Source organism: Pseudomonas sp. 58 R 3 (genome assembly GCF_900006605.1).
Classification (GTDB): domain Bacteria; phylum Pseudomonadota; class Gammaproteobacteria; order Pseudomonadales; family Pseudomonadaceae; genus Aquipseudomonas; species Aquipseudomonas salomonii.
On sequence record NZ_CVTT01000009.1, the window covers coordinates 1 to 25,737 of the forward strand.

At 61.3% G+C, this 25,737-nt stretch carries 24 protein-coding genes; 11 read left to right on the plus strand and 13 right to left on the minus strand.

Features of this window, described 5'->3' with window-relative positions; translation table 11 throughout:
* On the minus strand, positions 1-1,494 hold a 1,494-nt coding region (hrpB, locus tag BFP92_RS01005; protein WP_065911211.1), incomplete at its 3' end, for an ATP-dependent helicase HrpB.
* A gap of 254 nt (positions 1,495-1,748) precedes the next feature.
* On the opposite strand from hrpB, the gene BFP92_RS01010 reads away from it, so the two are divergent.
* Together BFP92_RS01010 and BFP92_RS01015 are read left to right on the plus strand one after the other, a co-directional pair.
* A complete protein-coding gene (locus tag BFP92_RS01010; RefSeq protein ID WP_065911212.1) occupies positions 1,749-2,168 on the plus strand; it encodes a polyribonucleotide nucleotidyltransferase in 420 nt (139 codons plus the stop codon).
* Positions 2,169-2,176: 8 nt separating this feature from the next.
* Complete coding sequence (locus BFP92_RS01015; RefSeq protein WP_065911213.1) at positions 2,177-3,070, plus strand: cation diffusion facilitator family transporter; 894 nt, start codon at positions 2,177-2,179, stop codon at positions 3,068-3,070.
* On the opposite strand, the gene BFP92_RS01020 is transcribed toward BFP92_RS01015, so the two are convergent.
* Complete coding sequence (locus tag BFP92_RS01020; protein ID WP_065911214.1) at positions 3,067-4,125, minus strand: DUF6515 family protein; 1,059 nt, start codon at positions 4,123-4,125, stop codon at positions 3,067-3,069. The genes BFP92_RS01015 and BFP92_RS01020 overlap by 4 nt on opposite strands.
* 443 nt (positions 4,126-4,568) lie before the next feature.
* Between BFP92_RS01020 and BFP92_RS01025 the strand changes: the two genes are divergently transcribed.
* Together BFP92_RS01025 and BFP92_RS01030 are read left to right on the plus strand one after the other, a co-directional pair.
* A complete protein-coding gene (locus tag BFP92_RS01025) occupies positions 4,569-5,048 on the plus strand; it encodes an Lrp/AsnC family transcriptional regulator (protein ID WP_003194418.1) in 480 nt (159 codons plus the stop codon).
* 204 nt (positions 5,049-5,252) lie between these two features.
* On the plus strand, positions 5,253-5,462 hold the full coding sequence (locus tag BFP92_RS01030; RefSeq protein ID WP_025999909.1) for a DUF2788 domain-containing protein: 210 nt from the start codon (positions 5,253-5,255) through the stop codon (positions 5,460-5,462).
* Here the strand turns inward: BFP92_RS01030 and BFP92_RS01035 are convergent.
* The 4 genes from BFP92_RS01035 to BFP92_RS01050 form a co-directional block, all read right to left on the minus strand.
* On the minus strand, positions 5,457-6,092 hold the full coding sequence (locus BFP92_RS01035) for a pseudouridine synthase (RefSeq protein ID WP_065911215.1): 636 nt from the start codon (positions 6,090-6,092) through the stop codon (positions 5,457-5,459). The genes BFP92_RS01030 and BFP92_RS01035 overlap by 6 nt on opposite strands.
* 71 nt (positions 6,093-6,163) lie before the next feature.
* Entirely contained in the window at positions 6,164-7,636 is a 1,473-nt protein-coding gene (gene amn / locus BFP92_RS01040) for an AMP nucleosidase (protein ID WP_162232034.1), read from the minus strand.
* A 186-nt stretch (positions 7,637-7,822) separates the two neighbouring features.
* Positions 7,823-9,475, minus strand: a complete 1,653-nt coding sequence (locus BFP92_RS01045) for an acyl-CoA dehydrogenase family protein (RefSeq protein ID WP_065911216.1) — start codon at positions 9,473-9,475, stop codon at positions 7,823-7,825.
* Positions 9,476-9,544: 69 nt separating this feature from the next.
* On the minus strand, positions 9,545-11,944 hold the full coding sequence (locus tag BFP92_RS01050) for a hybrid sensor histidine kinase/response regulator (RefSeq protein ID WP_065911217.1): 2,400 nt from the start codon (positions 11,942-11,944) through the stop codon (positions 9,545-9,547).
* A 275-nt stretch (positions 11,945-12,219) separates the two neighbouring features.
* Here BFP92_RS01050 and BFP92_RS01055 point away from each other — a divergent pair, with 275 nt between their 5' ends.
* The 4 genes from BFP92_RS01055 (at position 12,220) to BFP92_RS01070 (ending at position 15,785) form a co-directional block, all read left to right on the plus strand.
* A complete protein-coding gene (locus BFP92_RS01055; protein WP_065911218.1) occupies positions 12,220-13,017 on the plus strand; it encodes a hydroxymethylpyrimidine/phosphomethylpyrimidine kinase in 798 nt (265 codons plus the stop codon).
* 20 nt (positions 13,018-13,037) lie between these two features.
* Positions 13,038-13,661 carry a thiamine phosphate synthase gene (gene thiE, locus BFP92_RS01060; RefSeq protein ID WP_065911219.1) on the plus strand — a complete coding sequence of 208 codons (624 nt, stop codon included), beginning with the start codon at positions 13,038-13,040 and terminating at the stop codon, positions 13,659-13,661.
* Positions 13,662-13,678: 17 nt separating this feature from the next.
* On the plus strand, positions 13,679-14,962 hold the full coding sequence (hemL, locus tag BFP92_RS01065; protein ID WP_065911220.1) for a glutamate-1-semialdehyde 2,1-aminomutase: 1,284 nt from the start codon (positions 13,679-13,681) through the stop codon (positions 14,960-14,962).
* Positions 14,963-15,200: 238 nt separating this feature from the next.
* On the plus strand, positions 15,201-15,785 hold the full coding sequence (locus BFP92_RS01070) for a tetratricopeptide repeat protein (RefSeq protein ID WP_056861983.1): 585 nt from the start codon (positions 15,201-15,203) through the stop codon (positions 15,783-15,785).
* Here BFP92_RS01070 and BFP92_RS01075 read toward each other — a convergent pair.
* From BFP92_RS01075 to BFP92_RS01105, 7 genes are all read right to left on the minus strand, one after another.
* Positions 15,767-16,879, minus strand: a complete 1,113-nt coding sequence (locus BFP92_RS01075; protein ID WP_065911221.1) for a succinylglutamate desuccinylase/aspartoacylase family protein — start codon at positions 16,877-16,879, stop codon at positions 15,767-15,769. The two genes, BFP92_RS01070 and BFP92_RS01075, sit on opposite strands and share 19 nt — an antisense overlap.
* 9 nt (positions 16,880-16,888) lie before the next feature.
* On the minus strand, positions 16,889-17,599 hold the full coding sequence (locus BFP92_RS01080) for an ABC transporter permease (RefSeq protein WP_065911222.1): 711 nt from the start codon (positions 17,597-17,599) through the stop codon (positions 16,889-16,891).
* Positions 17,596-18,312, minus strand: a complete 717-nt coding sequence (locus BFP92_RS01085) for an ABC transporter permease (protein ID WP_065911223.1) — start codon at positions 18,310-18,312, stop codon at positions 17,596-17,598. Before BFP92_RS01085 ends, BFP92_RS01080 begins: the two co-directional genes overlap by 4 nt.
* Before the next feature lie 31 nt (positions 18,313-18,343).
* Entirely contained in the window at positions 18,344-19,114 is a 771-nt protein-coding gene (locus BFP92_RS01090; protein ID WP_065911224.1) for a transporter substrate-binding domain-containing protein, read from the minus strand.
* 36 nt (positions 19,115-19,150) lie between these two features.
* Entirely contained in the window at positions 19,151-21,208 is a 2,058-nt protein-coding gene (locus tag BFP92_RS01095; protein WP_065911225.1) for an oxidoreductase, read from the minus strand.
* Between the two features lie 74 nt (positions 21,209-21,282).
* Positions 21,283-22,137: a MurR/RpiR family transcriptional regulator gene (locus BFP92_RS01100; protein WP_065911226.1), complete on the minus strand. Its 855-nt coding sequence runs from the start codon at positions 22,135-22,137 to the stop codon at positions 21,283-21,285.
* Between the two features lie 105 nt (positions 22,138-22,242).
* Positions 22,243-22,569 (minus strand): DUF1820 family protein, encoded by a 327-nt coding sequence (locus BFP92_RS01105; RefSeq protein ID WP_003194436.1) that lies wholly within the window; start codon positions 22,567-22,569, stop codon positions 22,243-22,245.
* Between the two features lie 131 nt (positions 22,570-22,700).
* Here BFP92_RS01105 and miaB point away from each other — a divergent pair, with 131 nt between their 5' ends.
* The 3 genes from miaB (at position 22,701) to ybeY (ending at position 25,713) form a co-directional block, all read left to right on the plus strand.
* On the plus strand, positions 22,701-24,029 hold the full coding sequence (gene miaB / locus BFP92_RS01110; protein ID WP_065911227.1) for a tRNA (N6-isopentenyl adenosine(37)-C2)-methylthiotransferase MiaB: 1,329 nt from the start codon (positions 22,701-22,703) through the stop codon (positions 24,027-24,029).
* 228 nt (positions 24,030-24,257) lie between these two features.
* Positions 24,258-25,262 carry a PhoH family protein gene (locus tag BFP92_RS01115; protein WP_058420190.1) on the plus strand — a complete coding sequence of 335 codons (1,005 nt, stop codon included), beginning with the start codon at positions 24,258-24,260 and terminating at the stop codon, positions 25,260-25,262.
* Positions 25,255-25,713, plus strand: a complete 459-nt coding sequence (gene ybeY, locus BFP92_RS01120; protein ID WP_056861975.1) for an rRNA maturation RNase YbeY — start codon at positions 25,255-25,257, stop codon at positions 25,711-25,713. Before BFP92_RS01115 ends, ybeY begins: the two co-directional genes overlap by 8 nt.
* Positions 25,714-25,737: the final 24 nt, after the last annotated feature.

Here is a 25,737-nt window from a genome sequence, read left to right on the forward strand (position 1 = left end):
CTGGCCGCGCAAGTAGCCCCGGTACTGACGGGCCAGTTGCTTGGCGCGCTGCACGCCGCCCTGGGTGCCACGCGCGCGTTCTTCTCCCGACATCAATGCCAGGCGAGTGTGCAAATCCGCACCGCCGCCGCGCAAGATATCGCGCTCACCCAATAAGGCCGCCACCTCACAAGCGGTCGCGGCCAGCCCCAGGTCCTGCCCGCGCAGCAACAAGTGGGCGATACGCGGGTGCGCGGGCAACTCCGCCATTTTCTGGCCATGGGCGGTGAGCGTGTCGTCGTTCAGCGCGCCAAGGCGCACCAGCAAATCCTGGGCCTGGGCATACGCGGCAGTCGGCGGCACGTCCAGCCACACCAGTTGCGTGGGCGTCACGCCCCAGCGCGCCAGTTGCAAGGCCAGGCCCGCCAGGTCGGCGGCGAGGATTTCCGCGCTGCCGTAGGCGGCCAAACCTTCGTGCTGGTCTTCGGACCACAGGCGATAACACACGCCCGGTTCCAGGCGCCCTGCCCGGCCGGCTCGCTGGGTGGCGCTGGCGCGGGAAATGCGTTGGGTGTCGAGGCGGGTCATGCCGCTGCCGGGGTCGAAACGCGGCACCCGCGCCAGCCCGGCGTCGATCACCACGCGCACGCCATTGATGGTCAGGCTGGTCTCGGCAATGTTGGTGGCCAGCACCACTTTGCGCTTGCCGGCGGGCGCCGGGTCGATGGCGGCGCGCTGGGCGTTGAGGTCGAGTTCGCCATGCAACGGGCACAGCAGCACATCAGGGCGATCACCCAAGGCGTCGGCCAGTTGTTGATTGACCCGGCGAATCTCGGCCTGCCCGGGCAGAAACACCAGAATGCTGCCCGTTTGGTCCTGCACCGCGTCGAGGACGGTCTGCACCACGCGCGGCTCGATAAACTCACCGGCCTGGTACGGCCGCCCCCAGCGCATCTGCACCGGGAACATGCGCCCTTCGCTGCGCAGGATCGGCGCGTCGTTCAGCAGACTCGCCAGGCGCTCGCCTTCGAGGGTGGCGGACATCAGCAGGATTTTCAGCGGTTGCTCGTCGCGAAACAGCTCGCGGCCGTTGAGGCTCAGGGCCAGTGCCAGGTCGGCGTCGAGGCTGCGTTCGTGGAACTCGTCAAAAATCAGCAACCCCACGCCGTCCAGTGCCGGGTCGTCTTGCAGCCGGCGCGTGAGAATGCCTTCGGTGACCACTTCGATGCGGGTGTTGGGCCCGACTTTGCTGTCCAGGCGGATGCGGTAGCCGACGGTTTCACCGACTTTTTCACCCAGCTCACTGGCCAGGCGTTCGGCAGCCGCTCGCGCGGCGAGGCGCCTAGGTTCGAGCATCAGGATGGTTTGCCCGGCCAGCCAAGGCTCATTTAATAAAGCCAACGGCACGCGGGTGGTTTTACCGGCACCGGGCGGCGCTTCCAGCACGGCCTCATGGCGATTCGCCAAGGCGTCACGCAGGGCGGGTAAAACATCATCAATCGGCAACGAATTCATACTGGCTCCAAAGCAGAGCGGCGAGTATAACGGCGAACTGACGGATGCCGGTGATGGTCTCATAAACACCCTCCGGTCCCCTTGGGAACACGGTTAAATGGGGGAGCGGGCTTGCTCGCGAATGCAGTCTGTCAGTTGATATATATGTTGATTGACCCACCGCAATTCGCGAGCAAGCCCGCTCCCACATTTGAGCATCGTCGCCTGGTAGATCTGGCTTATAGTCACCTTTCACAAGTGTTCAGGAGCATTTTATGCGTATCGCTTCCCGTGTTATCGGCGGTGTTCTCGCCGTCACCCTGCTGAGCCAACTGACGGCCTGCGGCTCGATTTTCTACCCGGACCGCCGTGGCCAGATCGACGGCAAAATCGACCCGGCCATTGCCGTGCTCGACGCCGTGGGCCTGCTGTTTTATGTGATTCCGGGCCTGATCGCCTTTGGCGTGGACTTCGCCACCGGCGCCATCTACTACGAACCAGGCAAGACCGCCCAAGTCGCGCCGGAAAAACTGCACGAAGCCATCGGCGCCGACGGCAAGGTCGACAACGCCAAGCTGCAATCCATCATTGAGAAAGAAACCGGCCGCAAGCTGCCGCTGGACGATCCGCGCATGCTCCAGTTCAAGGGTAGCGTGCAACAACTCGCGTCCCTGGGCCTGCAGCCCGCCGCTTAAGGATCCGTATGACCAGCAGCCCCGAACACGCCAGGCTCCTGCGCCTGGCCACCCGCGCCTCGGTGGGCGTGGCCTGTGCGCTGATTATCACCAAGGCCATCGCCTGGTGGTTCAGCGGCTCGGTGAGCATGCTCGCCGGGTTGACCGATTCGCTGCTCGACGGCGTGACGTCGCTGTTGAACCTGCTCGCGGTGCATTACGCGCTGCGCCCGGCCGATGACGATCACCGTTATGGGCATGGCAAGGCCGAATCGCTGTCGGGCATGGCCCAGGCGTTGTTTATCGCCGGCAGTGCGGTGTTGATCGCCTTCCAGGCGTACCAGCGTTTGCAGCACCCGGAACCGGTTGGCGCGCCGTGGCTGAGCATTGGCGTCATCGTGTTTTCACTGGTGATGACCGTGGCGCTGCTGATGCTGCAACACCGGGTGATACGCGAAACCGGCTCCAACGCCGTGCGCGCCGACTCCCTGCACTACCGCTCCGACTTGATGCTCAACGGCAGTATTTTGGTGGCACTGGTGTTGGCAGGTTTTGGCTTTCATCAGGTGGATGCGTGGTTCGGCCTCGGTATTGCCGCGTATATCCTGTGGAGCGCGATCCAGATCGCCCGCGAGAGCTTTGCCGTGCTGATGGATGAGGAACTGCCGCCGGATGTCAGCCAGCACATGCTGGAGTTGGCGCGCAATGTACCGGGCGTGCTGGGTGCGCATGATTTGCGCACGCGTATTTCCGGCAGCCACTGGTTTGTGCAGTTGCATTTGGAGTTGCCGGGGGAATTGACCCTGTCAGTGGCCCACGGCATCAGCGACCAGGCCGCCGATGCCATTCACAAGGCTTACCCGCGTGCCGAAGTGCTGGTGCACGCCGACCCGCGGGAAGTGGTGACGGGCAACAAAACCTAGTACTGCACCTGATAGCCGCGACTGGTCAGGCAGTTGCCCTGGGCCTGGCGGTAGGTTTGCACCACCGCCGGGTCCGGTGCGTAGGTGACGGTGCGTGGGTCGAAACCGCTTTGCTGCACCGCCCAGCGATAACAGTCGTAGCCGTCCTGCTGCACCTGGGCCGGTGACTGGCCGTTGGCCGGGTAGGCCACCACGTCATAGCCGTTGCCCTGCGGCGCGGGTTGTGGCGCCGGCACTTCGGTCGGCGGTTGCACCACGACGTATTGCTGGGTAGCGTTTTCATAGGTGTAGTAGGAACCCGCCGCGAGGAAGAACAACGCGCTGCCCACCCACACTTCCCGTGCGTAGTCCGGCAGGTATTGCACGCGGATCCCGTAGGGCGGCGTCACCACCACATAGCGCGGGCCCTGCGGGCGATACCAGTAGCCGCCGGAGAAGAAGTAATCCTGGCCACGGTAAGGCACGCGGTAATTGCGGTCGGGGAAACGGTCGACCATGTAACCCGGGCGATACTGCGGACCTGGCCCCCAGCCATTGCCGTGCCCTGAAGGGCGGCCCGGCCAGCGGTTGTCATTGGGGTGCCCGTTATTAAAGCCGCCGCCCGGACGCGGGCCTGGGCCATTGCCGGCCTGCCAGTGCTGGTTGCCATCGTTACGGCGCGGGATGTCCTGATAGTAGCCCTGGCGCGGTTCCTGGGTTTGCCGCACCGTGTCCGGGCGGCCCTGGATCGGCAGGTTGTTCGCAGGTTGCGGTGCCGGCCGCGGTTGCTCGTTATTTTGCGGCCGACCTTGCCACTGCCCACCGCCGTGCTGCTGTTGCTCGGCGCGATCAAAATGCGGGTTCTGCGGGCGCGGTGGGTTGTTTTCCGGACGCGGTTGAGTGTTCTGTGGGCGCGGTGGGTTATTTTGCGGGCGCGCCTGTTCATTGCCACGCCCGCCTTCCGGGCCTCTTTCATGCTGACCACCGCCTTCATAGCGCGGGTCGTCGGCCATTACCTGTGTGCCGACGCTGACCATCAGCAAACCTACACCTGCCATACGCCAGATGCGCTTCATGCTATTCCTCACTGCGGATTAGGGCCTGGAGTGTCCGGCCTTACTGCATGAGACTGGAAAAGCCTCACCCGGTTCTGAGACAGGTTATCAGTCACGAGAAGTATTTTTTGAGGTAAACGCGCAGACAAAGAAAAAGGGGCGACCCGTCGGCCACCCCTTGAGAATTTCGTCCTGGCTCAACGCTTTTGACGTTGGCTCACCTCACGCCGTCTTGTGGACAGTGTGCAGCCTGGAGGCCGGCTCAACCCTGCTGGGGCGGCGGCCGCAGCAGGCCTGATTGGGCGAGCTGCAATGGACTGTTGTCCAGGCGGTGATTCTGTTGATAAAGATACAGGCCAACGCCCGACAGATGATTGCGAAGATTGCGTCAATAAACAGTGCTTGCGCAATTTTTAACCCTTCATGGATAATTCACCGCAATAGTTACGACAAAGGCCAACCCAATGAGCAAGCTTGACCGATACGACCTGAGTATTTTGGCGGAATTGCAGCGCGACGCGAGGATCTCCAACCAGGAGTTGGCCGAACGCATCGGCCTGTCGCCGTCGCCGTGCTCACGCCGGGTCAAGCAGTTGGAAGACGACGGTTATATTGCGCGTCAGGTCGCTCTGCTCGACCGCAAGATGCTGGGCTTGAGCCTTACGGCCTATGTACTGATCGGCATGGACCGTCACACGCCTGAGCGTTTCGAGAATTTCGAAGCGGCGATCCGCACCCTGCCGCAAGTGCTGGAGTGCAGTTTGGTCACCGGGATGGATGCGGACTATCAGTTGAAAGTGGTGGTGCCGGACATGGACCACTACCAGAAATTGCTGCTGGGGCATCTGACCCGGATTGAAGGCGTGACCAGCGTAAGGTCGAGCTTTGTGCTGAACCAGGTGCTCAACAGCACCGAGTTACCTTTGACGCATCTGCGTACTTGACCTCAGGAGCGATGCATAAACCCTGTGGGAGCGGGCTTGCTCGCGAATGCGGTCTGTCAGTTATTGAAGATGTGACTGATAAACTGCATTCGCGAGCAAGCCCGCTCCCACATTTGGATTGCACTTCGATCCAGATCAATGTTGTACCTTTGACGCTGCCTTATACTTGCCGCCTGCCCTGTCGGAAAAATCCCCATGAACAACATCGACCCCGCCCTCTTTGAAGAATGGATGATGACCGGCCTGGTCACGATCCTGATCATCTTCATGGGCTTTATCGTCTGGGACCTGGCGAAAAAATCCAAGGCCGGGCGCTTTGGGTCGTTTATCCTGTTTTTCGTGCTGGGCCTGGGCGTGGCCGCGTTCATCATCAAAAGCGTGGTGATCGGGCTGATCGAGTCCGGCGCTTTATAAACGCGCCGGCACTGCCTTCCACTGGCCTTGGTCCAGGCCATCGATCGACCAGTCACCAATACGCACACGCACCAGGCGCAAGGTCGGCAAGCCCACCGCCGCAGTCATGCGCCGCACCTGGCGGTTACGCCCCTCACGGATGACCAGCTCCAGCCAGTGCGTCGGCACGCTTTTGCGAAAGCGCACCGGCGGGTTGCGTGGCCACAGTTCGGGTTCGTCCAACTGCCGCGCTTGGGCAGGCAAGGTCATGCCGTCATTCAGCTCTACGCCGTCACGCAGGCGTTGCAGCTGTTCTTCGGTGGGCTCGCCTTCAACTTGCACCCAGTAGGTTTTCGCCAGCTTGTGCTTGGGGTCGGCAATGCGCGCCTGTAGCTGGCCATCGTTGGTCAGCAGCAGCAGGCCTTCGCTGTCACGGTCCAGCCGCCCGGCCGGGTAGATGCCGGGGATATCGATAAAGTCCTTGAGGGTCGCGCGCCCGCCTTCGTCGCTGAATTGGGTCAGCACGTCGAAGGGTTTATTGAACAGGATCAACTTCGGCTCGGCCGGTGGCGCCTTGGCGACACGCCGTGCTGCGGAGTTCGGGGGTTTCACGCCAGGGCGGCGCGCATCGGGGCGGGTAGGACGGGACATGGCAAAGGAACATCTAACGGTCAGGACCGACAATGCTAGTGGCCTGACCGCTAAATGACCATCCCAACCGCTTAGCGGAACGGCGGTTCGTCGAAGCTGCGCAGTTTGCGCGAGTGCAGCGAGTTGAGTTCGGTGCGCAACAGATCCACCGCCTCGATGCCGATTTTCAAGTGCTGGCTGACCGCACGCTCATAAAACGCGTTGGCCGAACCCGGCAGCTTGATCTCGCTGTGCAGCGGTTTGTCCGAAACACACAGCAAGGTGCCGTATGGCACACGCAGGCGATAACCTTGGGCCGCGATGGTGCCGCTTTCCATGTCCACCGCCACCGCGCGGGACAGGTTGATCAGCGGCCGTTCTTGCGCCCAGCGCAGTTCCCAGTTGCGGTCGTCGTAGGTCAGCACAGTGCCGGTGCGCAGGCGCTTTTTAAGCTCTTCGCCTTTTTCGCCGGTGACATTGGCAGCGGCTTGCTGCAGGGCCATCTGCACTTCGGCCAGCGCCGGGATCGGGATGTTCGGCGGCACGACGCGGTCGAGAATCCCGTCGCGACGCATATACGCGTGAGCCAATACGTAGTCGCCGATGGTCTGGGATTGGCGCAGGCCGCCGCAATGGCCGATCATCAGCCAGCAGTGCGGGCGCAACACGGCCAGGTGGTCGGTGATGTTCTTGGCGTTCGACGGGCCAACGCCGATGTTCACCAGAGTCACGCCGTGGCCATCAGTGGCCTGCAGGTGGTAGGCCGGCATCTGGTAACGGTGCCACACCACGCCTGCGGCAATGGCCGAGGCTTCGCCGTGGTCCATGCTCTTGTCGATGATCACGTTGCCCGGCAGCACCATGCGGATAAACCGCGGGTCGCTGCGCAGTTGCTCCAGGCCATGCAGGATGAACTGGTCCACATAGCGGTGGTAGTTGGTCAGCAGGATCCACGGCTGCACATGACGCCAGTCGCTGCCGGTGTAGTGCACCAGCCGGCGCAGGGAAAAGTCCACGCGCGCCGCATCGAACAGCGCCAGTGGCAGCGGGTCGGTGTTTTCCCAGTCGTAGAGGCCATCGGCAATGCCGTCGGTGGCGGCGGACAAGTCGGTGCTGGGGAATACACGGGCGAGGGTCGCAGCGGTAACGCCGGAGCCAGCCAGTTCATCACCCTGCTCCACCACATACGGGTACGGAATATTCTGCTGGCTCACGCCGACTTCCACCGTCACGGTGAAGTCATGCATCAACGGCACCAGTTGCTCCAGCAGGTACTTACGGAACGCCGCCGGATGAGTGACGGTGACACTGTAGGTTCCCGGCAATTGCACCTTGGCGTATGCGCGGGTGGTCTGTGGGACTTCGCCGTGGCAGTGGTAGGTCAGGCGCAGTTCCGGGTAGCGAAACAGCGCGCGTTGTTCGGCGTCCGGCTCGACGCGGTCCTTAAGGTATTGCTTGAGGGCTTGATTAAGCGCACCGGTAGCGCGCTCATGCAGAGCGGCCAGCCGGTCCACGGCTTCTTCGGCGGTTTGAACGACAACAAAAGCTTCGGTCACGGTAAGCATCCTGTGTTCTGACTTGCAGGCCTTTATCTTGCCTGTATCCCAGGCTCACTGAAACACCGGAATTGGAATGCTGCTTTTAAAGGTGGGAGCTGGCTTGCCTGCGATGGCGGTGTATCAGCCAAGTACTCAGTGACTGATACACCGCCATCGCAGGCAAGCCAGCTCCCACATTTTGACCGTGTTCAATCAGAGGGATTGTGGAGTTGAACGGGTAACGATCGCCGCCACATCCACCCCGCGCGGCAAGGTGCCGTACACCCGGCCGGACGACGCCCCCAGGCGGCTGGCGATAAACCCATCGCTGACCACCGCATTCCCGGCCTCCAGCAACAGCTTGGCCTGCAACGCTACGGCAATGTCCTCGGTCAACTGCCGGGCGCGGTACTGGATGTCCTGGGTATCCATAAACGCCGACTTCAATTGCTCGATATGCCCCGCCAGTTGCGTGTCGCCATGCCCATCGCCCAGTTCGACAAACAACGCCTCCAGCACGCCCGGCTCTTTGGACAAGGCGCGCAGCACATCCAGGCACTGCACATTGCCGGAACCTTCCCACGTCGAATTCACCGGCGCCTCACGGTACAGACGCGGCAAGATGCTGTCCTCGACATAACCGGCGCCGCCCATGCACTCGGCGGCCTCATTGATCATGGCGGGCGCGCGCTTGCAGATCCAATACTTGCCTACCGCCGTCACCAGCCGGGCGAATTTGGCTTCCTGTTCGTTATCCAGATGGTCCAGCGCCCGGCCCATGCGCATGCTCAAGGCCAGGGAGGCTTCGCTCTCCAGCGCCAGGTCGGCCAGCACGTTTTGCATCAATGGTTGTTCACTGAGCACGCGACCGCCGACCGAGCGATGGGCGCAATGATGGCTGGCCTGGGTCAACGCCTGACGCATCAAGGCGCTGGAGCCGACCATGCAGTCGAAACGAGTCATGGCGACCATCTCGATAATGGTCGGCACGCCCCGGCCTTCTTCGCCAACCATCCAGGCCAGGGCGCCACGGAACTCCACTTCGCTGGAGGCGTTGGAGCAGTTGCCGAGTTTGTTTTTCAGGCGCTGGATGTAGAACTGGTTGCGGGTGTCATCCGGGCGATGCCTTGGCAGCAGGAAACACGTCAGCCCCTTGTCGGTCTGCGCCAGGGTGAGGAACGCATCGCACATCGGCGCCGAGCAGAACCACTTGTGCCCGACCAGCTCATAGGCCTGGCCAGGGCCGCCGGCGCCCACCGGGTAGGCGCGGGTGGTGTTGGCGCGCACGTCGGTGCCGCCCTGTTTCTCGGTCATGGCCATGCCGATGGTGGCGCCGGCTTTGTGGGCGATGCCGACGTTGCGCGGGTCGTATTCGGTGTTGAGGATTTTCGGCAGCCAGGTCTGCGCCAGGTCCGGTTGCAGGTGCAGGGCCGGGACGCAGGCGAAGGTCATGGTCAGCGGGCAACCGCTGCCGGCTTCGGCCTGGCTGTGCAGGTAGGTCATGGCGGCGCGGGCCACATGGGCGCCGGGCTGCGGATGCGCCCACGGCAGCGATGGCAGGCCATGCTCGATGGCGGTGCGCATCAGCTCGTGATAAGCCGGATGAAACTCCACCAGGTCGATGCGATGGCCGTAGCGGTCATGGCTGTTGAACACCGGCTTGTTCTGGTTCGCCAAAAACCCCGCCGCCATCAATGGCCCGCCCGCCAGCGCACCATATGCATCGATTCGAGCCTGCGCCCAGCCGGCGCCAAAGCGGCGCGACCATTCTTGCAAGGGCAGGTCGATACGATAGAGGTTGGTACCGTCCAGGGACGGCGGCTGGTTGGTGACGTCGTGGGTTTCGGCAAACGGGTGCAGGTTCATGACGGGCCTCCTGGAAAATAGGCCACGTGCAGTTGAGGCCTGAATTTCAGTTAAGCACCGTCATCGGGCTTAAAAAAGTGGCATACCCGCCGATTGCTCGGCGCTTTCGCCCTCTAACGGGCACAGCAGGCGCCGCTCCAGCACCGTTTGCAGCGCCTCGAAACGCACGGGTTTACTGAGGCGATCAGTGATGCCGACCCCATGGCAGCGTTCGCGATCCGGGGCGTGCAGCGAGGTGCTCAGGGCAATCACCGGCAGTTCGCCGCAGCCGGGTAGCGCACGAATCTGACAGCACAACGAGAAGCCGCCTTCAGACACATCCAGCAGCACCGCTTCAAACGTATCGTCCTGCAAGAGCGCCAAGGCGGCCGGGCCGTTATCCACGGTTTTCACCCGGTAACCCAGTTTGAGCAGCATGCCGCGTACCGCCAATTGGCCGACGCTGTTGTCGTCCACCAACAGCACGGTGCACTCCTGGGGCGCTCGTTGCGCATGGGGTTTGTGCGTTGCCGGTTTGGGCTCGGGCGGCACCGCGTCGACGCTGATGTCCAGCTGAAAGCGGCTGCCCTTGCTAAGTTCGGAATGATGGGTCAAACGCCCACCGAGCAGTTCTATCAGCTGCCGGCAAATCGCCAGGCCGATGCCCAGGCCGCCGTATTCGCGGGTCATCGAACCGTCGACCTGGAAGAAGCGCTGATACAGCGTAGCCTCGTCGAGGAAAGCGAAGCCGATGCCGCTGTCGGTCACAATAAAGCTCAGGCGCAGCTCGCCGTCACTGTGGGGCACACCTACCACACGCACGCGCACCGCGCCTTCGTGGGTGAACTTGAAGGCATTGTCGAGCAGGCAGTCCAGGCACTGGGTAAGTTTGCCGGCATCGCCGATCATCCGGTCCGGCAGTTCATCGGCCACGTCGATGGAAAACGCCAGGCCTTTGCTCTTGGCGCTGGCGGTGAATTGCTGGCGCAAGGTGTCGAGGGTGCCGCGCAGGCTGAAGACCTGGGGCTGGGCGGTGAGGCGCCCGGCTTGCAATTCGGTCAGGGTGAGAATGCCGTTGACCATGCGCATCATGTCCCGCGCCGAACCGGCGGCGGTTTGCTGGTATTGGGTAAGGTCGTCGTCCAGCGGCACGGTTTGCATCAGCTCTAACGAGCCGATCACACCGTTCATTGGGGTGCGCAACTCGTGGGTCAGCGTGGCGAGGAACTCATCTTTAAGGCGGTTACTGCGTGCCAATTGCTGATTGAGCACTTCAAGCTTCTGGCTGGCGTCAAACAGGATCTGCGCCTGTTGCTCACGCATGCCGTTGATGCGGTCCGCCAGGGCCAGGGACAACAGCGCCACTTCGATGGCCGAGCCGAGCTGGCTGGCGTACATGGTGAGGAACATATTTGGCAGGTAGCCCAACACCATCAGGGTATTGACTACCCCGCCCAGCAGGAATGCCGACCAGGCGATGATGAAGTAACGCGCCATGCGCTGGCCGCAATACCAGGCCTTGATGGCGGCCACAAAGATGGTCACGGTAAACACCAGCGCCAACCCCGTGGCCAGCCGCAGGGCCACGGCGTAGCTGGTCAGCAGTGCCAGCACCATGACCAACGCGCCGGCCGCTGCCAGCGCCAGTAAAACCCGATCAAGCCAGCGGCTGTGCTGCGCGGTGTGCAGGAAACTGCGCGCGAACAAGCTGCCGAACAACGCCGCCGAGCCGATCAGGAACGGCACCGCCGCGTTCGCCCACCATGGGTTGTTCGGCCAGAAATACTCTACCGCTACGCCGTTGACCGACAGTTGGTACAGGCCAAACGAGGCGATATAAAGGATGTAATACAGGTAGCTGGTGTCGCGCACGCTCAAATAGATGAACAGGTTGTAGACCAGCATCCCGAGCAACACACCATAGATCGCCCCCAACACATACAGGCGCAGAGGCTGCTGCTCCATGTACGCGGTGGCGGACCAGAGCGTCAGCGGTGCCTGGATCGAGCCTTGGCTTTGCAGGCGCAGGTACACGGTTTGCTGCTGGTCGGGCACGAAATTGAGCTTGAACAGGTAGTTGGCCTGGCGCACTTCACGGCTGGAAAACGCCAGGCTGCTGCCCGTGCGGCTGGTCAGGCGGTAATTGCCGGTGCTGTCGCGCTGGTAAAGATCGAGTTCGTTAAGCGGCGGGTACGCCAACTCCAGAAACCAGGTGCGCGGGGCTCGGGGGTCAGTGGCGGTGTAATGCAGGTCGACCTTGAGCCAGAACACCGAGCGTGAATAGCCGGCGTTGAGAGTGGTTTTGTCATGGGTTTTGAATTGGGCGGCGTAGGCGGGAGCACTGACATCGGCGATGGTGAGGGCGTCGGTTGGGTCTTCGAGTACTTGCATGACGCGGCCCAGCGGCAGGCTTCGAGTGTCCGGGTTGAACTCGATGGCGCCGGCGAGCATCGGCAGCCCGCACAATAAAAAGATCAGCAAATAGCGCATAGAGCCCCAGCGTGGCCTGTCCGGTTATGTCAAAAGCCCCCCATTCCTTTTGAGTAGACGTATACCGGCGATACATTAAGTTGTTTGGATCCACTTTAGCATAGCCGCTAGAGGCCATTGGACACCATTGAAATAATTTTTTGAAAGGCTCTAGAACGGCGCTTTCAGAGAGTTTATTGAATAAAAATGGCGAACCAACAGCCATAAACACAGGGTGAAATTCCCCGCTCGCCCGACAGCCACGCAAAAAGCGATTGGTGGTAAGCTCGCGCACCATGAATATCTACAGCTCTCGCCCTGTTGTCCTCTGTCTCTCCGGCCACGACCCCAGTGGTGGCGCCGGCTTGCAGGCAGATATCGAAGCCCTGCTCGCCCAAGGCTGTCATGCGGCCCCCGCCGTCACCGCCCTGACCGTGCAGAACACCGTCAATGTCAGCGATTTCCGCGTGCTCGACCGCGAGTGGGTGCTGGCCCAGGCCAATGCCGTGCTCAGCGACTCCGAAGTCGCGGCGGTGAAGCTGGGCATGCTCGGTTCCACCGCGATGGTCGACACCGTGGTCGAGCTGCTGCAGGCGCACCCGCACCTGCCGGTGGTCTGCGACCCGGTGCTGCGTGCCGGTGGCGGCGGCAGCCTGGGCAAGGACGAAGTCGGCTACGCCATGCGTGAGCGGCTGTTGCCGCTGTCGCTGATCGCCACGCCGAACCTGCCGGAAGCGCGCATCCTCGCCGAATTGCCCGAGGGTACGGCGGACGAATGCGCCGAGAAGCTGCTGCCGTTTGTAAAGCATCTGCTGATCACCGGCGGCCACGGCGACGAGCATGAAGTGCACAACCGCCTGTACAGCCGCGACGGCACGCGCCAGACCTTTACCTGCCAGCGCCTGCCCGGCAGCTATCACGGTTCGGGCTGCACGCTGGCCAGCGCCTTGGCCGGCAGGATCGCCCAGGGCGAAAGCCTGGCCAGCGCGGTGCAATCTTCGCTCAACTACACTTGGCGCACCCTGCGTGATGCCGAACAACTCGGCCAGGGCCAGTTCGTGCCGCGCCGTTTGCCGCTGGATTTCTGCTCTTAACCGCACAAGAGGCCTGCTCGATGAAACTACGTGGCCTTTACGCCATTACCGACAGCCAACTGTTGGCCGGCAAATTCCTTGCCTACGTCGAAGCGGCGCTGGACGGTGGCGTGACCCTGTTGCAGTACCGCGACAAAAGCAGCGACGAAGCCCGGCGCCTGCGTGAGGCCGAGAAACTGCGCGAGCTGTGCTCACGCTACAAGACCCAGTTGATCATCAATGATGACGCCGAGTTGGCCGCGCGCCTGGGCGTCGGCGTGCACCTGGGCCAAACCGACGGCCCACTGACCCCGGCCCGTGCATTGCTCGGTTCCAAAGCCATCATCGGCGCCACCTGCCACAGCCAGATCGAACTGGCCGAGCAGGCCGCCAAGGAAGGCGCGAGCTACGTCGCCTTCGGTCGTTTTTTCAATTCCAACACCAAGCCCGGCGCGCCGGCCGCCACGCTCGACATGCTGGCCCAGGCCCGCACGCGCCTTCACCTGCCGATCTGCGTGATCGGCGGCGTCACCCTGGAGAACGCCGACCCCCTGGTGGCCCACGGTGCCGACCTGCTCGCCGTGGTGCACGGCCTGTTCGGTGCCGACAGCACCCAGGAAGTCACGCGCCGCGCCCGCGCCTTCAACGCCCTTCTTAAAGTTTAAGTGTAGAGAGCCCGATCATGTCCCGTTCCGAAACCCTGTTTGCCAATGCCCAAAAACACATCCCCGGCGGTGTGAACTCCCCCGTGCGTGCGTTCAAGAGCGTCGGCGGCACACCGTTGTTCTTCAAGCATGCCGAAGGCGCCTACGTCACCGACGAAGATGACAAGCGCTACGTTGACTACGTCGGTTCCTGGGGGCCGATGATCCTCGGCCACAGCCACCCGGACGTGCTCGACGCCGTGCGCCAGCAGCTGCAACACGGCCTCTCCTACGGCGCGCCAACCGCCATGGAAACCGAGATGGCGGACCTGGTGTGCTCAATCGTGCCGTCGATGGAAATGGTGCGCATGGTCAGCTCCGGCACCGAAGCCACCATGAGCGCAATCCGCCTGGCCCGTGGTTTCACCGGCCGCGACAGCATCATCAAATTTGAAGGCTGCTACCACGGCCACTCCGACAGCCTGCTGGTAAAAGCCGGTTCCGGCCTGCTGACCCAAGGCGTGCCAAGCTCGGCCGGTGTGCCGGCCGCGTTTGCCAAACACACCCTGACCCTGCCGTTCAACGACATTGCGGCCGTTGAGCAGATGCTCAGCGAAGTCGGCCAGGACGTGGCGTGCATCATCGTCGAGCCGGTAGCCGGCAACATGAACTGCGTGCCACCGGCACCGGGCTTTCTGGAAGGTTTGCGCGAGCAGTGCGACAAGCACGGCGTGGTGCTGATTTTCGACGAAGTGATGACCGGTTTCCGCGTGGCCCTCGGCGGCGCCCAGGCTTATTACGGCGTCACGCCGGACCTGAGCACCTTCGGCAAGATCATCGGCGGCGGCATGCCCGTGGGCTGCTTCGGCGGCAAACGCGACATCATGCAGCACATCGCGCCGCTGGGCCCGGTGTACCAGGCGGGCACCTTGTCGGGTAACCCGTTGGCCATGGCTGCCGGCCTGACCACCCTGCGCCTGATCAGCCGCCCGGGTTTCCACGCCGAGCTGACCGGCTACACCACGCGCCTGCTCGATGGCCTGCAACAGCGCGCCGATGCCGCTGGCATCCCGTTCGTGACCACGCAAGCGGGTGGCATGTTCGGCCTGTACTTCAGCGGCGCCGACGATATCGTCACCTTTGATGACGTGATGGGCAGCGATGCCGACTTGTTCAAGCGCTTCTTCCATTTGATGCTCGAAGGCGGCGTTTACCTGGCACCGAGCGCTTTTGAAGCGGGTTTCACCTCGATCGCCCATGGCGAAGCCGAGTTGAAACTGACCCTGGATGCTGCCGAGCGCGCTTTCGCAGCCTTGAAGTAAGCCCCGAATTAAGGGACACACACATCTGACGTTGCCCCTCGCAGCGTCAGATTTGCTACTTTGCCTACAGAGATTTCCTGCTTTTTTCGAGAAATTACCTGCAATCCGGCAGATAACTTGCCTACGCAGCAGAAAAACGAGTAAAGACTTTGTAAGCAGGGGCCTGCTTATTTCATAATGCGCGCTTATTGGACTCCCCCGAGGGTCCGCGTGCCCCGTCAGAGGTAAGTCGATTCCCATGAAACGCACCGGCCGCACCCTGGTTCTGGGCTGCCTGTTGCTCCTTCAGCCGCTGCTGGCACATGCCCAGGCAGGCGGCAACTCGTTGTTAATCCCAGCGATGGGTCGTTGCACCCTCAATACCCAGCCAGACAGCCAGGCCGAAGCGCTGAGCGCGTGCCAGAAACAGGCCGACGGTGGGGATGCGCAGGCGCAATACGAGTTGGGCGAGTACTTCCACGACGACAAAAACCCTGCCCGCGACCTCAACAAAGCCCTGAGCTACTTCGAGAAGGCTTCGTTGCAGGGCCATGCCCAGGCGCAATTCCAGCTGGGCAACATGTTCTTCAAAGGCGAAGGCGTGCCGGCCAATAACGTTCAGGCGTACATCGTGCTGAAAATGGCGGCGGTCAACGGCGCCGAGGACGCACTGGACACGGCCGACGAAGTCGCCGAGCACATGCAGCGCGATGAATTGGAAGTGGCCACCCAGGTACTGGGCCAGATCTTCCGCAATTACCTGCAGGAATTGCAGAGTGCCGATGGGCGTTCGCCCTTCTCGCCCTTGCCCGACCCCATCGCGCCTCAGGGCGACAACAGGTAGCCCTGTCGGTAGGCCGTTGCACCTGCAACATGCGCAATCGTCATGCCGCTGATGGCCATGCGTCTTAGTGATCGCACATACAGCAAACCTTCCCGAGTACAGGCAATGGCCGTCACGCTGTCGCTGATCGGGTCAATGATGTGCGCCACGACTTGACCCGCGCTCAAATAATCCCCGACCTTGGCACAAAATACGATCAAGCCGCCCACCGGGCTGACGACGGGCTCAACGCCGGCCAGCGGCGTGGGCGGGTTCAATAAAGGCGGCAACTCAGGTGCCTGGCCCTCGATGACGCCCGCGTGCGTAAGGTAGTCAATCAAAGCCTGGCAATCCTGTTCGGCCAGCTCATAACTCACGTCGGCCACACCTCGCAGTTCCAGCGTCACGGCAAAACCGGGCGGCGCCACACGTTGCGGGAAGCGCGCCTCTATCTGCTGCCAAAACAAGCTGAAGCACTCATCGAAGGACTGCCCACCGGCGTCTGTCGCCATAAAGCACGCCTGTGCCCCCAGGTAACGGGCCAGGGGTTCCACTTGTGGCCAGCAAACCGGCGACGCATACAGATGCTGCACGGCCTCGAAATCACAATGCAAGTCGAGCACGATATCGGCATCGCAGGCCAGGCGCTGAAGCGTCAGGCGCATGGCCTGTACCTGGTTGGCAGGCACTTGGCTGGTGAGCACGCGAACCAGCACCGAACGAATCAACCGCAAGTTTTCCTCAGGGTCATCGGTCAGCAGTGCCTCGACGGCATCACCCACCTGCCGGCTGACATCAAGGAAGTGCCGATTGAAGTTCTCCCGGCTGTCGTAATCGAAACGGCCTTGAGGCACGTCCATCAACACTTGCTCCAGGCCCATGGGGTTGGCCACCGGCACCAGCACCACCGCACCACGTAACAGGCCCGCAGCCTCCAATCGCAACAACCTCCGCTTGAGATGCCACACCACCAACATCCCCGGCAGTTCATCGGCATGCAGGGAAGACTGGATATAGACTTTGCCCACGCCATCGGCCGGGCCGTAGTGAAAACTATGGATCTGCCGCGTCGTACCCGGCACGGTTACTGGCAGTTGATGCACGCGTTCATACATGGCGACCTCCTATCGGCTTGGGTCTAGAAATCTCAGCCAACGCTTCTCGGCCAGGTGAAAAAGGCCGACCAGAGCGAAGGTGATGCATAGATAAATAGCCGCGGCGATGCCGAAGGACTCGAACGTCAGAAAGGTCGCGGCATTGGCATCCCTGGCCACTTTCAGCACATCGGGGACCGTGGCGGTGAACGCCAGCGTGGTGGAGTGCAGCATGAAAATCACCTCATTGCTGTAGTACGGCAATGCGCGGCGCAGGGCCGACGGCATGATCAGATAGGTGTAGAGCTTCCAGCCATCGAACCCTAACGCCCTGGCGGCCTCCACTTCACCGCGCGGCATGGAGCGGATGGCACCGGCGAGGATTTCGGTGGTGTAGGCGCCCGTGTTAAGGGCAAAGGCCAGCAGTGTGCAGTTCAAGGCATCACGGAAAAAAGCGTCCAGAAGTGGCTGTTCGCGTACAGCTGCCAGGCTGTATAGGCCGGTATAACAAACCAGCAACTGGACATAGAGCGGCGTTCCGCGAAACAGATAAGTGAAGCTCTGCACCGGCCAACGCACCCACGAGCGGGTTGAAACCCGGGCAATGGACAACGGCAATGCCACCAGCAGCCCAAGGCATAACGAAGCACTGGTGAGCCACAGCGTCATGGCCAGGCCGGTGATTTGCTGACCGTCGGAATAGAGAAACGGCCGCCAATATTCCTGTATCAGTTCAATCATCGCGGCGCCTCCTGCCCTGCACCGCCATAACGACGCTCAAGCCAGCGCAGCACCGCATTGGAGGCGCTGCTGAGGAGCAGATAAATAAAGCCCGCCAGCAATAGAAAGCTCAATAGCTGCTGGCTGCTTTTGCCAGCCACCTGAGCCACCTTGATCAAGTCTGCCAAACCGATAATCGACACCAACGCGGTAGCCTTGAGCAAGACCATCCAGTTATTGCCCAGCCCCGGCAAGGCGAAGCGCATCATCTGTGGAAAGGTTATGTAGATGAAACTTTGGCTGGGCTTCATACCCAGCGCTTTGGCCGCCTGTGCCTGCCCACGTGGCACCGCCAACAATGCGCCACGAAAGGTCTCGGTAAAATAAGCACCGTAGATATACCCCAGGGTCAGTACGCCCGCAGTCAAAGGGTCAATTTCGAGGTAGGCCCAGCCCATCACAGCCGTCAGGCGGCTCACACCGGTTTGTACGCCGTAAAAGATCAGCAGCATCAACACCAGGTCCGGCACCCCGCGGATCAGGGTGGTGTAGACCTGTGCTGAAACACGCCAGGCCCTGACGCGTGACAGCTTGGCACGCGCCCCGAGCAGACCGAAGATCAGCCCCAGCAACAGCGATAGCAGCGCCAGCTTCAGGGTCACCCATACGCCTTGCAGCAGTAACGGCGCAAAACCCTCCAGGGTCGCGACAAAGCGCGCAACGTTCTCCAGCATGACCACGCCCTCCAGTTATGATGACGGGCGGTCAATTGCCGCTGAACATGTCGACGCCTGGGAAATACTGTTCTTGCAGGCGAGCATAGGTGCCATCGGCATGCAGCGCTGCCAGGCCCTGATCCAGCAGAGTCTTCAGCGCCTGATTGCCCTTGGCGATGCCAATGGCACTCATGGAAGGCATCAGCTCGCTTTCTATGACCTTGCCCAATTCGAAACCGGCACCTTGAGGCGAGCGCAAAAAGCCACTTTGGGCCTGTTGGGCGTCCTGCAACGAAGCGTTAAGCCGACCCGCCACGAGGTCGGCGTAAACCTGTTCCTGATCGGCGTAGGCCACCACTTTCATGCCCTTAGGGGCCAACACGCGCTTGGCGTAGGTTTCCTGAGTACTGCCCTGCAAATAGCCCACGGACTTGCCCTTGGCGTCGCCAAGGTCGGTGCCGGCCTTGAACACCATGGCGGAGGGGCTGGAGAACACTTGCGAAGAGAAGTCGATGATCTTGCGCCGCGCTTCGGTCACGGTTACCGACGCCAGTATGGCGTCGATCTTGCCGGCCCTGAGGCTGGGAACCAGGCCGTCAAAGTCGCTTTCGACCCATTGGCAGCGCACCTTCAAATGCGCGCAGATGGCGTTGCCGATATCAATCTCGAAACCGACCAAAGTACCGGTATTGTCTTTATAGGCAAAAGGCGCGTAGTTAGGGTCAGCACCGAAGCGTATGACCTCATAGTTGTTGGCGGACACCCAGTTGCTGACCACCAGGGAAGCCAACACCGATAACATCAGAACTAATTTTTTCATTATTTTATTCCTTGTTATTGTTTGCACAGCAGGACGTTACAACACCTCTAAATGAGGAATTTCGCGACGCATGACCAACGAGCCGGCGGGCGCATCAAACTCACGCGCCAGCCGATGCCCTGAAAACACGGCAGCCGCAATGGTTCCAGGCGCCAGGCAGTCCCCCACCAATGCGACCGACTCAATACCCGCCTCAAAGCGTTGCTCCGTTGCCTCGTTGAGTGCCTGGTACAGGCCTTGCTCAGGCTCACGGGCTGTCACCAGCAACAAGGACGCCACGGTAATGAACCTTGGCCGGCCGGTGTACATACAACTGGCAACCGCACCTTCAGGCGTCACCGCCGCCAACGAGTGAGAGGCGATGATCGTGACATTGAGTTCCAGCAGGCGACGCTGGATGCGCTGTTGTTCAAGCGTGTTATGGGTCCAGGTCGCCACATCCGGCGCAGGGGTGACAAAGATCACCTCCACGCCCTGCGCTACCAACTGCTCTGCCAACACACTGCCCATGTAGTAGTGGTCATCATCGAACAGCAGCACCGGTGAAGCAGGGACTGTTCCGGCCAGCAGATCATCCGGGGTCAGTACCGGCAGGTGTTCCAACCCCGGCAAGGCCTGGCGCAATACACGCCCCAGACCATCGGTGCGCCAGCGCGAACCGGTGGCGATAAACACGTGGGCGGCGGCGAAGTCCAACACGTCCTGGGCTTGTAGCTGACTTTCTCGATAGATCTCTACTGAAGGCAATCGGCTGAGCGCGTCCAGCCGGTAGTCGAGCACCCGTGACCAACTCGCCAACCCTGGCAGCCTGGCTTCAAGGAACACACGCCCGCCCAGCGTGCGCGTGCCTTCGACCAGCGCCACCTCCATGCCCCGCGCGCCCAGTATCCGCGCGCATTCAAGGCCGGCAGGCCCTGCCCCGACCACCAGCGCGCGTGCGGGGTTAGGCGCACGGGGCGTCGACTCGGGGTGCCAGCCGCGCCGCCATTCTTCACCCAGGGTGGGGTTTTGCGTGCAGCGCAGCGGGGTGCTGGTGTGGTCACCACTGACACAGACGTTGCAGCCGATGCATTCGCGAATCTCCTCCAGACGCCCTTGCTCTATCTTCTTTGGCAAGAAGGGGTCGGCAATCGAGGGACGGGCCGCGCCGATCAGGTCCAAGACGCCTCGACGCACCAATGAGACCATGGTGTCCGGTGAGGTAAACCGACCCACGCCCACCACCGGCTTGGTGGTCAGCGCTTTGAGCCCGAGCAGGAACGCCTCTTGAAAACCTTCAGGGGCAAACCGTGAGGTCACGCTGTCGTTGGACCAGTCGGCAACGTTGACATCCCACAGGTCCGGCAGCTGCGCCAACAGCGAAAAAATCTCGCGGCCTTCGCCCTCGCAGGCCAGCCCGCCAGCGACCTGTTCATCCACGGCCAGCCGCACGGCGACAGCGCAACGATCACCCACCGCATCGCGGGTATCTTCAATCAACTCACGCAACAGCCGTACACGATTCTCCAACACCCCACCGTACTCATCGGTGCGCCGGTTATTGCGTGGGGTCAAAAAGTGAAACGGCAGGCCAAGGTCGTGGCCGGCATACACGTAAATAATATCGAAACCCGCCTGGCGTGCCCGTAACGCAGCAGCGCGATGCATCTGGCGCAGTTGCTTGATATCGGCGCGGCTCATGGCCCGGGCTTGCACCGGATCGTAACCACGCACCGGTGTATTGGAAGGCGCCCAGGGGATTTCGCGGCTATAGCGATTGGGCGCCGAATAGCCATTGAACGCCAGTTCGACGCCGGCCAATGAGCCATGCAGATGGACGGCCTCACACATTTTCGCCAGCGCGGGGATGTCGCGCTCATCCCATAAGCGCGCTTCTATATAAGGCGAAAACTCGCTCAGCGGGCTGATCTCGCACTCCTCCGTACACACCACCCCCCAACCCCCCTCGGCTTTGACCCCGCGCATGGCGGCCATGGCCGAGGGATGCACATGGCCCATGCCATTACAGTGCGGCACTTGGTAAAAGCGATTACGCGTGCGAACCGGCCCAATGTGTACCGGCTCAAAAAGAATGTCATACCGAGGATCGCGCACAGGGCTACTCCCGAACCAATAAGTTCGCTAATGACAGTTAAATAAAAAGCGTTAGTTAAATAACGCTTAAGCGGTCAACTCTGGGTGTAACCCACAAACGCCTGATGCAACTGGGCGATCGCATTCAAGTGCTCTTCCATTTCCGGTCCCAGTTGTTTGGACATAGCGTTAATCAACAAGTGAGTCAGCGATAACATGGTGGCCGTCGAGTCCCATAACAAATCAAATTCGGTCGACACCCGAAACACTTCGTTGGCGTTTTGCTCGGCCCACTCACAAAAGTTGTCGGTTATCAGCGTGACCGCAATGCCGCGTTTGCGTGCCGCCTGGCACAGCAGTAAAGACTGGCGGGAATGGCGCCGCGCCTCATAGACAATCAGCATTGAATCGGCAGACGGCGCCAGCAACACCTCGCCGAAATGCCCTGATGCACCGTCCACCAGATGCACGCCTGTGCGCAGGTATTGCAGCATGTGGACCATGGAGCAGGCGATGCCCCGCTCGGTGCCGAAACCGGCGACAAAAACCTGCGGGCTTTGCGCCAGCCTTGAGGTCACCACGCGCCAAGGCTCGGTGCGGGTGTACTCGTAGACCCGCACCAACGCCGCGATCTCCAGTTGCAGGCTGTTGGCCAGCGGGTTTGCGTCGCCTTCTGCCTGGAACGCCCGCAGCCGGTCGCCGATCAGCCATGGGCTGTCACCCAGGTCGTCTTTGAGTTCGTGTTTAAGGTCTTTGAAATGCTTGTAGCCCAACGCCCGGCAGAATCGGCCGACCGTGGACTCGCTGATCTGGAGCTTGTACGCCACCTGCGCCGAATTCTCGAACGGCAGGTCTTTGAGGTTCGCCAGGATATAGGCCGCCAGCGCCCGATAAGCCTGGGACTTGGATGACAACTGGTGTTCGAGGGATTTTTTTATGGATGTGCTCATGGCGTCCTCTCTGCATGGGCACAAACTGCTATTTTTCTGTCAAACCGTCAACGGCGACTGAAAAGTTTCAGAAGTGTCTTACAACACCCTGTCACCAGCGCGGTGTCACTTTTCCGGCATCGGCATCGGAAACGGCATCACATTACTGGTGCCGCGCGCCTCGCTGATCTTCGGCGTGCCGAGGCGCTCGACTTCATCGATGCGCACAATCGAATGCATCGGCACAAAGCTGCGCACCACGCCTTCAAACTGCGCCTTGAGTTTTTCTTCGCCCGGGTCGACGACCAATTGGGTGCGCTCGCCAAAGACGAACTCTTCCACCTCCAGGAAGCCCCACAGATCACTTTGATAGATCTGCTTGGCGTACATTTCGAACACCTGGCCCTGGTTGAGGAAAATCACCTTGTAGATTGGAGCTTCACGTTTGGTCATGGTGGGCGAATAACACATGGGGGATATAAAAGAGGGCGCGAACTATAGCATGGCACCCGATGCACAGCGCTAGGAACCAATGGGCATGCCCCCTATAATGCGCGGTTCTTTACCTCCAGTTGATGATTCCCATGGCCAAGAAGCTTTACATCGAAACCCACGGTTGCCAGATGAACGAGTACGACAGCTCGCGCATGGTCGACCTGCTGGGCGAACACCAGGCCCTGGAAGTCACTGCCCGCGCCGAAGATGCCGACGTCATCCTGCTCAATACCTGCTCGATCCGCGAGCGTGCCCAGGACCGTGTGTACTCCCAGCTGGGCCGCTGGCGTGAATTGAAACTGGCCAACCCGGACATGGTGATCGCCGTCGGCGGCTGCGTGGCCAGCCAGGAAGGCGCCGCGATCCGCGACCGCGCGCCCTATGTCGACGTGGTTTTCGGCCCGCAGACCCTGCACCGCCTGCCGGAAATGATCGACGCCGCACGCATCACCAAGCTGCCGCAGGTGGACGTGTCATTCCCGGAAATCGAAAAATTCGACCATTTGCCCGAACCGCGCATCGACGGGCCGAGTGCCTATGTGTCGGTGATGGAAGGCTGCAGCAAGTACTGCACCTTCTGCGTGGTGCCCTACACCCGTGGCGAAGAAGTCAGCCGGCCGTTTGACGACGTGCTGGCCGAAATTATCCACCTGGCCGAAAACGGCGTGCGCGAAGTGACCTTGCTGGGCCAGAACGTCAACGGCTATCGCGGCCAGACTCACGACGGGCGCCTGGCCGACCTCGCGGAGTTGATCCGCGTGGTGGCTGCGGTGGACGGCATCGAGCGTATTCGCTACACCACCTCGCACCCGCTGGAGTTCTCCGACAGCCTGATCCAGGCGCACGCCGAAGTACCGGAGCTGGTCAAGCACCTGCATTTGCCGGTGCAGTCGGGTTCTGACCGCATTCTGGCGGCCATGAAACGCAACCACACGGCCCTGGAATACAAATCCAAGCTGCGTAAATTGCGCGCGGCGGTGCCGGGTATCTGCATCAGCTCGGACTTTATCGTCGGGTTCCCCGGCGAGACCGAGAAAGATTTCGAGCAGACCATGAAGCTGATCGAAGACGTCGGCTTCGACTTCTCCTATTCGTTCGTCTACAGCCAGCGTCCGGGCACCCCGGCTGCCGATCTGGCAGATGACACCCCGGAAGCGCTGAAAAAAGAGCGTTTGAACGCACTGCAGCATCGCCTGAACCAGCAAGGTTTCGAGATCAGCCGACAAATGGTCGGTTCGATCCAGCGCATCCTGGTCACCGACTACTCGAAAAAAGACCCGGGCGAGTTGCAAGGGCGTACCGAGAACAACCGGATCGTCAACTTCCGCTGCGACACGCCCACCCTGATCGGCCAGTTTGCCGATGTGCACATCGATGCGGCGCAACCGCACTCGCTGCGGGGGTCGCTAATCAACTGACCTCTGACCGGATGAAGATCAAAATGTGGGAGCTGGCTTGTCTGCGATAGCGGTGGGTCAGCCGACACATCTGGCACTGACACACCGCCATCGCAGGCAAGCCAGCTCCCACAGTGGATTTTCATGGTTCTTGAGATTGAGCCAGCACTATATAAGTGCTTTCGCACGCCGAGCACTGGCGTTATCCTCTCCTTCACCTAAACAGCCAAAGGGCGGCTAAAAGCAACCTTGAACGCACCCATAGCAGAACCCCATCGTTTTATCCTCGAGCCGTTTGAGGCTCGCCGTTTCGCCAACCTGTGCGGACAGTTCGACGAGCACCTGCGCCTGATCGAACAACGCCTGAGCATCGAGATCCGCAACCGCGGCAATCAGTTCGAGCTTATTGGTGAACCCCAGCACACCACGTCTGCAGAAAACCTGCTGCGCCGCCTCTACCGCGAAACCAAGGGGAGTGAGCTGTCGCCGGAGACCGTGCACCTGTACCTGCAGGAATCTGCCGTGGAAGACTTGGCCAACAACCCGGTGGCCGAAGCCAGCGTGGCCCTGCGCACCAAAAAAGGCATGATTCGCCCACGCGGCTTGAATCAGCAGCGCTACGTCAAGGAAATCCTCGGTAACGACATCAACTTCGGCATCGGCCCCGCCGGTACCGGCAAGACCTACCTGGCCGTGGCCTGTGCGGTCGACGCCCTGGAGCGCGAGCAAGTGCGCCGCATCCTGCTGGTACGCCCGGCAGTCGAGGCTGGCGAGAAGCTTGGCTTCCTGCCCGGCGATCTGGCCCAGAAGATCGACCCGTACCTGCGCCCGCTCTACGACGCGCTGTACGAGATGCTCGGCTTTGAATACGTGGCCAAGTTGATCGAGCGCCAAGTGATCGAAATCGCCCCGCTGGCCTACATGCGTGGTCGCACCTTGAACAACAGCTTCATCATCCTCGATGAAAGCCAGAACACCACCGTCGAACAGATGAAAATGTTCCTGACCCGTATCGGTTTCGGCTCCACCGCCGTGATCACCGGCGACGTCACCCAGGTCGACCTGCCCAAGGGCACCAAGTCCGGCCTGGCCCAGGTGATCGATGTGCTCAAGGACGTGCCAGGCATCAGCTTCACGCATTTCATGCCTAAAGACGTGGTTCGCCACCCGTTGGTGCAGCGCATTGTCGAAGCCTACGAGCGCTTCGAGCACCGTGATGACGCACCCGCCAAGGACGTGCGCCGCGATGCTTGAGCTAGACCTGCAGCTGGCCACCGAAGCGCCCGCCCCCAGCGAAGCGCAGTTCCGTCAGTGGTGCGCCCTGGCCCTGCGCCAGCGCACCGCCGACTCGGAGCTGACCATCCGCCTGGTGGACGAGCCCGAAGGCCGTGAACTGAATCACACCTGGCGCCAAAAGGACTACGCGACCAACGTGCTGTCCTTTCCCGCCGACGTGCCGGATGAGTTACTGGATATCCCGTTACTGGGCGACCTGGTGATCTGCGTCGAAGTGGTCGAGCGTGAGGCGAAGGAACAAGGCAAGGAACTTGAAGCCCACTGGGCCCATCTAGTCATCCACGGCTGCTTGCATCTCTTGGGTTACGACCATATAGACGATGACGAAGCCTGCGAAATGGAAACACTGGAACAAACGTTGCTTGCTGAACTGGGTCACCCTGATCCGTATGCAGACGACGAAAACTGAAACTACACATAACTGACACAACAA